Source organism: Luteibacter sp. TLI7-4A, assembly GCF_056754745.1.
Window position 1 is genome coordinate 3559362 of sequence record NZ_JBPGWO010000001.1, and the last position, 12838, is coordinate 3572199.

At 66.6% G+C, this 12838-nt stretch carries 8 protein-coding genes; 6 read left to right on the forward strand and 2 right to left on the reverse strand.

Features of this window, described 5'->3' with window-relative positions; translation table 11 throughout:
- Positions 1-49: 49 nt before the first annotated feature.
- The 3 genes from edd to ACR9Y6_RS15655 all read left to right on the forward strand — a co-directional run bounded on the left by edd (position 50) and on the right by ACR9Y6_RS15655 (position 3476).
- Positions 50-1861 carry a phosphogluconate dehydratase gene (gene edd / locus ACR9Y6_RS15645; RefSeq protein ID WP_481282119.1) on the forward strand — a complete coding sequence of 604 codons (1812 nt, stop codon included), beginning with the start codon at positions 50-52 and terminating at the stop codon, positions 1859-1861.
- Positions 1862-1880: 19 nt separating this feature from the next.
- On the forward strand, positions 1881-2531 hold the full coding sequence (gene eda, locus ACR9Y6_RS15650; protein ID WP_448099294.1) for a bifunctional 4-hydroxy-2-oxoglutarate aldolase/2-dehydro-3-deoxy-phosphogluconate aldolase: 651 nt from the start codon (positions 1881-1883) through the stop codon (positions 2529-2531).
- Positions 2532-2624: 93 nt separating this feature from the next.
- A complete protein-coding gene (locus ACR9Y6_RS15655; RefSeq protein WP_481282120.1) occupies positions 2625-3476 on the forward strand; it encodes an EamA family transporter in 852 nt (283 codons plus the stop codon).
- 13 nt (positions 3477-3489) lie between these two features.
- On the opposite strand, the gene ACR9Y6_RS15660 is transcribed toward ACR9Y6_RS15655, so the two are convergent.
- Together ACR9Y6_RS15660 and ACR9Y6_RS15665 are read right to left on the reverse strand one after the other, a co-directional pair.
- A complete protein-coding gene (locus ACR9Y6_RS15660; protein WP_371024280.1) occupies positions 3490-4518 on the reverse strand; it encodes a LacI family DNA-binding transcriptional regulator in 1029 nt (342 codons plus the stop codon).
- A gap of 66 nt (positions 4519-4584) precedes the next feature.
- Complete coding sequence (locus ACR9Y6_RS15665) at positions 4585-5874, reverse strand: sugar MFS transporter (protein WP_371024279.1); 1290 nt, start codon at positions 5872-5874, stop codon at positions 4585-4587.
- 362 nt (positions 5875-6236) lie between these two features.
- Here ACR9Y6_RS15665 and ACR9Y6_RS15670 point away from each other — a divergent pair, with 362 nt between their 5' ends.
- The 3 genes from ACR9Y6_RS15670 (at position 6237) to ACR9Y6_RS15680 (ending at position 12716) form a co-directional block, all read left to right on the forward strand.
- Positions 6237-7262: a glucokinase gene (locus tag ACR9Y6_RS15670; protein ID WP_481282121.1), complete on the forward strand. Its 1026-nt coding sequence runs from the start codon at positions 6237-6239 to the stop codon at positions 7260-7262.
- A gap of 120 nt (positions 7263-7382) precedes the next feature.
- On the forward strand, positions 7383-10118 hold the full coding sequence (locus ACR9Y6_RS15675) for a TonB-dependent receptor (RefSeq protein ID WP_481282122.1): 2736 nt from the start codon (positions 7383-7385) through the stop codon (positions 10116-10118).
- Between the two features lie 321 nt (positions 10119-10439).
- Positions 10440-12716 carry a family 20 glycosylhydrolase gene (locus ACR9Y6_RS15680; protein ID WP_481282123.1) on the forward strand — a complete coding sequence of 759 codons (2277 nt, stop codon included), beginning with the start codon at positions 10440-10442 and terminating at the stop codon, positions 12714-12716.
- Positions 12717-12838 lie beyond the last annotated feature (122 nt).

The following is a 12838-nucleotide window of genomic DNA, read 5'->3' on the forward strand; positions in this document are numbered from 1 at the left end:
AAGCCGCGCCAGATACGCACGGCTCCGGGACCAAGCCTCAGGAAACGCCATGAGCATTCACCCCACCCTCGCCGAGGTGACCCGGCGAATCGTCGAGCGTAGCCGCACCTCGCGCGCCGCCTACCTTGCCAAGATCGACGCGGCGCGCGGCAAGGGCGCCAAGCGCCACCACCTGTCGTGCGGCAACCTCGCGCACGGCTTCGCCGCCTGCGCGGAGACCGACAAGGACGCCCTGCGCAACGGTCATGCGGCAAATATCGCGATCGTCACCTCGTACAACGACATGCTCTCGGCGCACCAGCCGTACGAGCGCTATCCGGAACTCATCCGCCAGACAGCCCGTTCGCTCGGCGCCACCGCCCAGGTCGCGGGTGGCGTGCCGGCGATGTGCGACGGCGTGACCCAGGGCCGTCCCGGCATGGAGCTGTCGCTGTTCTCGCGCGACCTCATCGCCATGGCCACGGCGGTCTCGCTTTCGCACGACATGTACGAGGGGGCGTTATACCTGGGCATCTGCGACAAGATCGTGCCGGGCATGCTGATCGGCGCACTGAGCTTCGGCCACCTCGCCGGTGCCTTCGTGCCCTCGGGCCCGATGCCCTCGGGTATCCCCAACGAGGAGAAGTCGAAGGTGCGCCAGGCGTTCGCCGCCGGCAAGGCCACGCGTGCCGAACTGCTCGAGGCCGAAGCGCGCTCGTACCATGGTTCGGGCACGTGCACTTTCTACGGGACCGCCAACTCCAACCAGATGTTGATGGAGATCATGGGCCTGCACCTGCCCGGCGCGAGCTTCGAGGCGCCGGACACGCCGTTGCGCGACGCGCTCACCCGGGCCACCGTGGAACGCGTGCTGGCCATCGACACCCTGGGCGATCATTACCTGCCGCTGGGCCGCATCGTCGACGAGCGCGCCATCGTGAATGGCGTGGTGGGCCTGCACGCCACGGGCGGTTCCACCAACCACCTGCTGCATCTCGTCGCCATCGCGCGGGCGGCCGGCGTGGAACTACGCTGGGACGATTTCGACGCGCTCTCGGCCGTGGTGCCGTTGCTGGCGCGTGTCTATCCCAACGGCTACGCGGACGTGAACCACTTCCACGAAGCCGGTGGCATGGGCTTCCTGATCGACCAGTTGCTCGATGCCGGCCTGCTGCACGACGACGTGAACACGATCATGGGCCACGGCCTGCATCGTTACCGCACCGCGCCCGCCCTCGAGGACGGCGCGCTCGTGTGGAAGCCGGTGTCGAAGGAGAGTGGCAACCGTGGCGTGCTCCGCTCCATCACCGAACCGTTCCGCCACGATGGCGGCTTGCGCATGTTGAACGGCAACATCGGCCGTGGCGTGATCAAGGTGTCCTCGGTACCGGACGACCGCATGGTCGTCGAGGCGCCGGCCATCGTGTTCGACGAACAGGACGACGTGAAGGCGGCCTTCGACCGTGGCGAGCTCGATCGCGATTTCGTCGCGGTGGTCCGCTTCCAGGGCCCACGCGCGCGTGGCATGCCCGAGCTGCACAAGCTCACGCCGACGCTGAGCCTGTTGCAGGACCGCGGGTACCGCGTGGCCCTGGTCACCGATGGCCGCATGTCCGGTGCATCCGGGCGCGTGCCGGCGGCGATCCACGTCACGCCGGAAGCCGAGGCGGGCGGGCCCATCGCACGCATCCGCACGGGCGATCCCGTGCGCGTCGACGCCGTCAACGGCACGCTCCAGGTGCTGGTCGATGCCGACGAGTGGAACAGCCGCGTCCCCGACCACGTCGACCTTGCCATGCATCACACGGGCATGGGTCGCGAACTCTTCGCCATGTTCCGCCAGTCGGCCGTCACGGCCGACCTGGGCGCGGGCGTCTTTTGATTTACCGGAGCAGTACCTGATGAGCAACGAAGCGAAGCAGAAACTCGTCGAAGCCACGTTGCGCCTCGCGCCGGTGGTTCCCGTGGTGATCATCGACGACGCCTCGAAGGCCGTGGGCATGGCGCGCGCCCTGGTCGCGGGCGGCGTTCCCGCGATCGAGGTGACACTGCGCACGCCCGCCGCCCTGGACGCGGTGCGCGCGATCGCGGCCGAAGTGGAAGGCGCCTTCGTCGGCGTCGGCACGGTGCTCACCGCGCGCGACCTCGAGAACGCATACAAGGCGGGCGCGAAATTCGCGGTGTCGCCTGGCAGCGCGCCGCGCCTGCTCGATGCGGCGGACGACTCGGAATTGCCGCTGCTTCCGGGCGCCGCGACCTCCAGCGAGGCGATGGAACTGCTCGAGCGAGGCTACCGCTTCCAGAAGTTCTTCCCGGCGGTACCGGCCGGCGGTGCGAAACTGATCGGCGCCTGGGCCAGTCCGCTGCCGCAGATCCGGTTTTGCCCGACGGGCGGCATCGGCCTCGCCAACGCCGCGGAGTTCCTGTCCCTGCCCAACGTCGTCTGCGTCGGAGGGTCCTGGCTCACTCCCGCCGACAAGTTGGCCGCTTCGGACTGGGCCGGCATCGAAGCCCTCGCACGCGAGGCGGCGACGCTGACCCGCAAGGCCTGAGAGCCGTCACTGCCCGGGTAGCGCGAAGGTAGCCACCGGCTGTCGTGCCCATGTGCGATCCTTCGCAGCCCTGCCGTGCCGCACGCCGTGCCCATGACCTACATTCTGCTTGCCGTCGTTTTCAGCGTCGCCGTCTCGGCCCTGCTCAAGCTCGCGCGCCGCGCGAACATCGACATCGTGCAGGCGGTGGCCACGAACTACGTCGTGGCCGCGTCGCTCTGCGTATGGCTGCTCCACGCGACGCCGCAGGCCGCCATCGATGCGAAAGCCACCTATGTGCCGCTGGTGGTGCTTGGCGTGCTATTGCCCACGATCTTCCTGATGTTGGCGCGATCGGTCCGCAGCGCCGGCATCGTTCGCACCGACGTGGCGCAGCGCCTTTCGTTATTTCTTTCGCTCATCGCCGCCTTCGTCTTCCTCGGCGATACACTCACCGGGATCAAGTCGCTGGGCATCGTCCTCGCGCTCGCCGCGGTGTTCTGCGTGCTCTGGCGAAAAGAGCGCGGCGGCACGGAGCGCGGTAGCTGGCTGGCACCGCTGTCCGTGTTCGCGGGGTTCGGCGCGATCGACATCTGCTTCAAGCTGGTCGCGCAGGCGGGCGCTCCATTCGCGAGCGCCTTGCTCGCGTCGTTCCTCATCGCCATGGTGCTGTGCTGGGTCGCGGTGCTGGTGCGTGCCGCCACGCGGCAGGCGCCGGTCACGGCGCGCAGCCTGGGTTTCGGCGTCCTGCTGGGCGCCGCCAATTTCGCGAACATCCTGTTCTACGTGCGTGGCCACCAGGCGTTGCCGAAGGACCCGTCGCTCGTGTTCGCGTCGATGAACGTGGGTGTCGTGGTGCTCGGCGCCCTCGTGGGCGCCTTCGGCTTCAAGGAGCGCCTGGCGGCGGTCAACTGGTTCGGCGTGGTCCTGGCGATCGGCGCGATCGGCGTGATGACCATCGCCTGATCGCGGCGAACGGTCATAACCGCCGCGGTGCCGTCGACCCGCGCACGACGAGATCCGGGCTGAAGCCCTCGTTCTCGATCATCGGGTCGTTGTCCTCGCGTTCGAGTTCCGCGATGAGGCGTTGCGCCGCGTGGCGGCCGATTTCTTCCGTGTTCTGGCGCGCGGTGGTCAGCGCGGGCCACGACTGCTTGGAGAACGGGCTGTCCTCGAAGCCGGCGATGGACAATTCCCAGGGCACGTCCACGCCACCGGAACGGGCGGCGGCGAGCACGCCGGCCGCGATCTCGTCGTTCGAGCCGAAGATAGCCGTGGGCGGCTCCTTCAAGGCGAGCAGCTTGCGCGCGCCGCGGAAGCCATCGTCGAACGAATAGTCGCCCTCCACCACGAGCTTCTTGTCCACCGCGATGCCGTACTCGCGCAGTGCATCCTCGTAGCCCTGGTAACGCTCGGGGCTGGAGCGGTGCTCCTTGCCGCCCCAGAGGAAACCGATGCGGTGGTGTCCGAGCTGGATGAGGTGTTCGGTGATGGCGTAGGCCGCGTCGCGGTCGTCGACGAAGACGCAGGGCCAGCCGTCCTTCGGGTCCTGTCGCGCCGAGATGATCCGCACGAAAGGCACTTTCTGTTCCGTCAGCGTCGCCAGCAGGCCCGGCTGCTCCGACATCGGGGGGCAGAGCACGAGGCCGGCCAGCCGGTTGCGCCGTACCAGGTCGCCCAGCTGTTCCGCCAGGCGGGGGGCGGAGGAGTCGCAGGGATGGATCTGCAGGCCGAAACCACGCTCGCGGCATACCGAAAGCACGCCGTTCTGCATGGCGATGACATAGTGCGCGTTGGGGTTGTCGTAGACCAGTCCCAGTGCGTAGGTACGCGAGCTGCGCAGGCTCCGCGCGGCCTGGTCGGGCTGGTAATCGAGCGCCTCGATCGCGCGCTGCACCCTCTCACGGGTACGCGCATGGACCGATGGCTCATGGTTGATCACGCGGGAGACGGTCTTGAGCGATACGCCCGCGCGCTCGGCGACGTCCTTAATGGTAGGGCTACGCAATCTACGACCCCTCAATAGCAAGACGGCCATCCTAGCGGATGGCCGTTACTTAGCGAAGGCGGGACGTCAGTCCTTGACGTGCTGGCCGACCCGGTGGCCCGCCGCGCCGTAGTACAGGATGTACAGGTAGCAGGGGACCATGAGGCACAGGAACACGGCCTGGAAATCGTAGGTCTGCTTCAGGTGGGCGAAGATCACCGGGATGATCGCGCCGCCGGCGATGCCCATGATGAGGAAGGCCGAGCCGAATTCGGTGAGGGCGCCCAGGCCCTTGATCGCCAGCGGGAAGATCGCCGGCCACATCATCGCGTTGGCGAAGCCGAGCGCGGCGACGAAGCCCACCGAGACGTAGCCGCTGGTGACATAGGTGCCGATCGAGAAGACCACGCCCAGGACGGCGGAGAAGGCCAGGTAGCGCTGCTGCGAGACGAACTTCGGAATCAGGAGCAGGCCGGCGATATAGCCCACCAGCATCGCGATGAGCGTGTACGAGGTGAAGTGCTGCGTGTCGGCGGGCGTCATGCCGAAGCCCTGCCCATACGTGCCGATGGCGTCGCCGGCCATCACCTCCACGCCCACGTAGACGAACAGGCAGAGCACGCCCAGCCACAGGTGTGGAAAGCTGAAGAGGCTCCCCTTGGCATGGCCGATGGCGCGCTCGGAATTGTCGCTCGACGGCTTGATCTCCGGCAGCGAGGAACGGACCACCCATACCGCCAGCACCACCAACAGGCCGGCCATCACCATGTACGGCAGGTGCACCTTCGCGGCGAAGGCCGCGAGCAGGGCATCCTTCGCCTCGGGAGATCCGGCCGCCGCGATCTGCTTGTCGAAGCTGCCGATGTTGCTCATCACCACGGCGCTGAACACGAAGGGTGCCGCGGCGCCCGCGAGCTTGTTGCAGATGCCCATGAAGGCGATGCGCTGCGCACCGCTGTCGATCGGGCCGAGGATGGAGATGTACGGGTTGGAGGCGGTCTGCAGCAGCGAGAGGCCGGCGCCGATCACGAACAGCCCCGTGAGCGCTCCCGGGTAGACGCGCATCGTGACGAACTGGCCGAACATCACCGCGCCGATCGCCATGACGAACAGGCCGAGTCCCATGCCTTTCTTCATGCCCGTCTTCTTCAGGATGAAGGACGAGGGCAGGGCGAGGAAGAAATACGACAGGTAGAAGGCCATCGGCACCAGGAACGCGTTCACGTCGTCGAGGTTGAAGGCGAGCTTGACGAAGGTGATCAGTGGCCCGTTGAGCCAGGTGACGAAGCCGAAGATGAAGAACAGGACGCCGATGATGATCATCGGGACCAGGCTGGAATGACGCGTCTCGTCGACGGCGACCGCGGTGGACGACATGGGTGGCTCCCCTCGTGTGGTGTTCGGTATCCGGAACGGCGGCACCGCCGGACACGCCCGATTTGTCCCTTTATTGACTCGTGTGCGTAACGTTGTCAATCGCCGTGCACGCATTCCCCGTGACCGATGGCAGGGGGCGTCGCTTTCGATGTCGCGGCGCGTCAAGCCACTGATCCGCCATGCGACGCGCATGCCAGCGGCCACACGGCGCCCGGTTGGCGGGGAAGCGGATGCGGCGGGATGACGATTCCTGTTGCAGCGCGTTATGGAATCGCGCATGTCCTAGCCATTTGTCCTGTTGACAACGTTGTCATCCGGCTTACAGACTCGGCCGCAGATAGGGGAGCCATAAGGGGCGCGGGATGGGCGAGTCGGCCAAACAACGGGGAATCGTGCGTGCATCGCGGACCGGGGCGTTCATCGCCGCCGACGTGGGCGGTACGCATGCCCGTATCGGCCTGGTTCGCCGTGCCGCCGGTTCCTCCGCGATCGAAGTCCTCCGTTACGAGCGCTATGCCTGCGCGGACTGGCCCAGCCTGACCGCCGTCCTGCAGGATTTCGTCGGCCGTCTGGAAGGCCAGGACGCCATCGAGCATTGCGCCGTGGCGAGTGCCGGCTATGTGCTTGGCGACGCCATCGTCAACGAGAACCTCCCCTGGCCTGTGTCCATCGGCGACATTCGCGAGACGCTGGGGTTGACCGGGCTCGCCGTCGTCAACGACTTCGAAGCCGTGGCCTACGCCTGCCAGTTCCTGCAGGGCCACGAGACCACGCCGATCATCGAGACCGTCGCCGAACCGGCCGAGGGGCCGATCCTCGTGATGGGTCCCGGCACGGGCCTCGGTTCGGCCGTGCTCATGCCCGGCAAGCCGCACGCGACCGTGCTGCCGACCGAAGCCGGACAGATATCCCTGGCCCCGGGCAACGAGCGTGAAGTCGCCATCCTCGCCGAGCTGGCGCGCGGCCGTGATTACGTTTCCTATGAGACCGCGCTTTCCGGGCCGGGCCTCCTCAATCTCTATCGAGCCATTTCCACGCTGCGCGGCACGCCCGCGACGTTGCCCCACCCCGTGGCCGTGACCGGCGCCGCGCTCGACGGCGGCGACATCGCCGCGACCGAAGCGCTGGACGTCTTCTGCGGCCTGCTCGGCAGCTTCGTCGGCGATCTCGCCATGCTCTACGGCGCCCGTGGTGGCGTGTACCTCGCCGGCGGAATCCTGCCGCAGGTACGCGACCGCCTGCTCGCCAGCAGCTTCTCCACCAGGTTCTTCAACAAGGGCGTTATGCGCGCCTTTCTCCAGCAAGTGCCGGTACGTCTGATGGACCACGGACAGTTGGGTGTGATCGGTGCCGCCGGTCTCTACCTGCACGGTTCGACCGCTCATTGAAGAGCGGGAAAGGAACGCTTCGCTTAGTTCAAAAACCGGGCCGCAAGGCCCTTCGATAGCAACGAAGCACGGCGCGGCCGCGAAACCCGTCGTCGCTACATCCTCTGAGGGGAGGACATCATGTCGCATCGTAGAAACCTGCTTACGGCGAGCATCGTCGCCGGATTGTGTTGTTTCACCGGGATCGCCGCCGCGCAAGACGCCGCGCCGCCTCCGGCGAAGCCCCAGACCGCCCAGGAAAAGGCGGACGCCGCGAAGGCCGCCCAGCTCGAAGGCATCACCGTCACCGGCATCCGCGCCAGCCTGGAGAAGTCGCTGGACACCAAGCGCAACGCCGACGCCGTCGTCGAAGCGGTCACCGCCGAGGACATCGGCAAGTTCCCGAACACCAACGTCGCCGAGGCGATGACGCAGATTCCCGGCGTCGTGATCGACCGTGCGTTCGGCCAGGGCGACCGTGTCTCCATCGACGGTACCGATCCCAGCCTCAACCTCACCTTCCTCAACGGCCAGCCGATCTCGCAGACGCCGTGGCAGTACGGCGCGCAGCCGAACCGTGGCTTCGATTTCACCATGCTCGCCCCGGAAATCGTCGGCCGCCTGGAAGTCTACAAGTCGCCGGAAGCGCGCCTGCCGGAAGGCAGCCTCGGCGGCACCATCCTGCTGCATACGCTGGAGCCGCTGGACCTGCCGGCGAATACCATCCGCGGTTCGTTCGGCCTGAACTACAACGACCAGGCCACGCCGGGCACCCGCCCGAACGGCTCGGCGCTGTATAGCTGGAAGAACGCCAGCAACACCTTCGGCGTGATCGGTTCGATCCAGCACTACGAAGAGAAGATCGATCGCCAGGGCTTCGAGATCTTCAGCTACAGCCCGGTATCGAAATGGGCGTCCAGCCCCGCCGTGGCCGCCGGCATCGCCAACGGCACGCTCGATCCGAACGCGAAGGTGCCCGACGAGGTGAACTCCGCGTGGTTCCAGCAGAAGCGCAAGCGCGATACCGCCACGCTCGGTTTCCAGATCCGTCCGACGGACAACTGGGACATCGACATCAACAACCTGTTCGTGCGCGAGAACTTCGACAACTGGAACCAGTCGCTGTATCCGTTCACCGGCGCCACGCCAGGCAACGTCACCAGCTTCAACCAGGGTCCGAACGGCGTCGTCACCGGCGGACATGTCTGCGGCAACGATACGGTGGGCTGCCCGGCGATCGCGCAGGGCACCTTCGACAGCAACATCCGCAAGTCCGTGGTGCGCACGTCGGCGTTCGACCTGAAGTCGACCTATCGCGGCGACGGCTGGAAGCTGGGCGGCGCGGCCGGCTACAGCAAGGCGACCAACGACAACATCTCGCAGGCGGTGATGGAGCCGGTCTATGCCGGCGGCTACACCTGGGACATCAACAAGGGATTCGCCTTCGACAACCCGGCCGCCGCGCGCGATCCGGCGAACTGGCACATGGGCGATGTGGATGGCCTCGGCGGCTGGCCGGGCAACTACGGCGATTACTCGGCGCAGTCGCGTGACACCTATGCGCAGCTGGACTTCTCGAAGTACTTCGATTCGTTCTTCAACGAACTGGCCTTCGGCTATCGCTGGAACCGCCATGAGGAAGGCATGCAGGCGCATGTCTACGGCGGCAACGCACCGACCAACCTCGCCGCGCTCGGCTTCGGTGGCTTCACCGACACGCTGGACGCGTTCGACGGCGCGCTGGATGGTTCGTCGAGCCACGTGATGCCGGACCGTGACGCCCAGTACGCCTGGGTGCGCAACACGAACGGCGGCAACGAGGACCCGGGCACCTACCTCAACGGCACCTACAAGCTGGTCGAGAAGACCAACGCGGCCTATGTGCAGGGTAACTTCGCCGGCGGCGACTTCCACGGCAACGTGGGCTTCCGCTATGTCGATACCAAGACCGACGGTACGGGCTTCGTCTACAGCGGCGCTCCGGTATTGCCCGCCCCGGCCGGTTCCTGGCAGACCTCGTCCAAGACCACGAAGAACTGGCTGCCCAGCCTGAACGTGGCCTACGACGTCAGCGAAGACGTGGTGCTGCGCCTGGCGGCGGCGAAGGTGATCGCCCGCCCGCCGTACAACATGCAGGTGAACAACCTGTTCCTCAACGACTCCGTGCTCACCGGTTCCGGCGGCAACCCCGACCTGAAGCCGTACAAGTCGAAGAACTTCTCGCTCTCCGCCGAGTGGTACTTCGCGCCGCAGTCGTACGTGGCCCTGACCGGCTTCTACAAGAAGATCGAGAACTACACCTTCGTCGACTCCGCGCCGGAACAGCAGTTCAACTCGGGCATCTTCAACGACCAGACGACGTTCGCGCGCCAGGTCGCCCAGGGCCTCTGCACGCCGGACGGCTTCTGCACCTATAGCATCAGCCGCCCGCGCGACACCGGTTCGGGCAAGGTGCGCGGCGGCAGCCTGAGCTACCAGCAGGCGTTCTGGGATACGGGTTTCGGCGTGACCGCCAACTACACGTATGCCAAGGGCACGCTGGATTCGGGTGGTTCGCTGCCGTACAACTCGAAGAACTCGTACTCGGTCAGCCCGTACTACGAAATGGGCCCGTTCAGCGCCCGCCTCACCTACAACTGGCGTGGCAAGTACCTCGCCGGCGGTTACATCGCCGGTGCGCCGCCGGCCACCACGGCCGACTACGGCGACCTCGGCGCGACCCTGGGCTGGAAGCTCAACAAGCAGGTGTCGTTCACCCTCGCGGGCATGAACCTCACCAACGAGAAGTACAAGCAGTACCTCGGCATCACGGCGATGCCGGTGGCCAAGTACACCACCGGCCGGCGCTACATGGCCTCGGTGCACTTCGACCTCTGATAGCGCGTCCCGAACGTGCGGCCACGGACGGCCGCACGCGTACCCCTCGAAGCTCCATTCCCCTCGGGCCCGACGCATCTTCATCGGGCCCGTTTTTTTTGGATGGGCCCTCGTGGGAGCCGACCTTGTCGGCGATTGGGTGCTTGCCTCAAGCTGGCCCGCTGCCGCGGGATCGCCGACAAGGTCGGCTCCCACCAGAGCGGGCTCCCACCACGGTAGGCAGCGTCACCGGTTACCGCCACAATCCACCGATCCACCGATCCACCGATCCACCGATCCACCGATCCACCGAGTCATCAACCGATCAGACAGGAGCCCTCGATGCGCCGAATCCTCCTCCTCGCCATGGCCGCAGGCCTTGCCGCCTGCGCCAACCAGCCGAGGCATGAAGCCGGTCCCGTCGACGACACTCCGCTATCCCTCATTCCCATGCCCGCGCAGGTGCAGCGCACGCCAGGGCATTTTCGCCTCGATGCGGGCACGCCGATCAACGTGGCGCCGGGCGATACGCAGGCCAGGCGCGTCGCGGTCCAACTGCAGGGCTGGGTCCGCCAGGCCAAGGGTTTCACCCCGGCCATCGTCGAGGGCAAGCCCAGGAGCGGCGGCATCACCCTCGCCACCGTATCCAGCATCAAGGGACGCGAGGCCTATACGCTCGACGTCGATGGCGGCGGCGTGCGTATCGCGGCGAACGATGAAACCGGCCTGTTCTACGGTGCCGTGACCTACTGGCAGTTGCTCACCGACCCCGCGGCGCAGAACGGCGTCCCCGGCGTGCATATCGTCGACGCGCCGCGCTTCGAATGGCGTGGCCTGATGCTCGACTCCAGCCGGCACTTCCAGTCGGTGAACGAGATCGAGCACTTGCTCGACCAGATGGCGATGCACAAGCTCAATACCTTCCACTGGCACCTGACCGACGACCAGGGCTGGCGCCTGCAGATCGAGAAGTATCCCCGACTCACGGAAATCGGCGCATGCCGCCAGCCCGTCGGCCCCGATGTCGCGCTGACCGGCGACGCCGATCATCCGTACTGCGGTTTCTATACGCAGGAGGAGGCGAAGCAGATCGTGGCCTACGCGGCGGAGCGTCATATCACCGTGGTGCCCGAGATCGAGATGCCGGGACACGCGCAGGCCGCGGTCGCCGCGTATCCGAAGTTCGGCGCCGGTGGCAAGAAGCTTTCCGTATCGTCCGATTGGGGCGTCAACACCGCGCTGTACAACGTCGATGACGGCACCTTCGTCTTCCTGCAGGACGTGCTCGACGAGGTGATGGCGGTCTTCCCGTCCACGTATATCCACGTCGGTGGCGACGAGGCGGCGAAGGACGAATGGGAACGTTCGAAGACGGTGCAGGCGAAGATGAAATCGCTCGGCATCGCCGACGAGGAACAGATGCAGGGCTGGTTCATCGCGCGCATCGGCGACTACCTGGAGAAACATGGCCGCCGACTGATCGGCTGGGACGAGATCCTCGATGGAAAGGTGCCCGCCAGTGCCACGGTGATGTCGTGGCGAGGCACCAAGGGTGCGATCAAGGCGGCCAACGCCGGTCATGACGTCGTGCTCGCGCCGTCGCCGACGCTCTACCTCGACCAGCTGCAATCCAGCCTTCCCGACGAGCAACCGGGCCGCCCTTCCGGGCAGACGTTGAAGACGCTCTACGACTTCGAGCCGGTGTCGACGGAGATCGCGCCGGACAAGGCCAGCCACGTGCTCGGCGCGCAGGTCACGGTATTCAGCGAGTACCTGCCGAACTGGTACCGCACGCAGCACGCCATCTTCCCGCGCATGGCCGCGCTGGCCGAGCGCACGTGGTCGCCCAAGGCGGATTGGAGCGGCTTCATCGCGCGTCTTCCGGCGCAGATGTCCCGTTATCGTGCGGCGGGCATCGTTCCTTCCGATGGCGCATATGCGGTCGCCATCCAGGCCGAGGCGGCCGGCGGGGACAAGGCGAAGGTCGTGCTCTCCAACCAGAGCGGTTACGGCACGCTGCGCTATACCACCGACGGTTCCGCGCCGACAGCGCAGTCCACCGCCTATGCCGGTCCGTTCGATGTCTCGCTGCCGACCACGGTTCGCGCGAACGCGTTCGCCGGTGGATTCGGCCTGGCGGGCCCGCGTGATCGCGAGATCGACGCCAAGTCGCTCTTGCGCCGGACCAGCGACGAACTGGACACGTGCAGCGACAAGCTCGTGCTGCGCCTGGAATCGCCCAATGCGGTGAATGGCCAGCGTCCCGTGTACAAGGTGGACATCATGGACACCTGCTGGGTGTGGAAGGGCGTGAAGCTCGACGGTCGTTATGGCATCGCGGTGACGGTGGACCGCCTGCCCTACAACTACGCGCTGTGGAAAGACGCCAAGGGCATCGTCGCGCGCAAGGCGCGTTCGGGCGCCGGCGAACTGGAAGTGCACCAGGACACCTGCGACGGGCCCAGGCTCACCAGCATTCCGCTGGCGAAGGCGAAGGATGGCCGCGCCACACTCGATGGCGTCCTGCCCAAGCGCGAAGGCACGCACGACCTGTGCTTCGTCGTCACCGGCAAGCCCGGCCCGAAACTATGGGTGCTGGGAGACGTGCAACTGCGCTGATGGCCGATGAATCAGGCCCCGCTGCGCCGGCGCTCTGCGGGCCAGGGGGCTCGGTGGGAGCCGACCTTGTCGGCGATGGGTGCTTGCCCAAGCCTTGGCCGGGCCCCTGGTAGGGGCCCTTG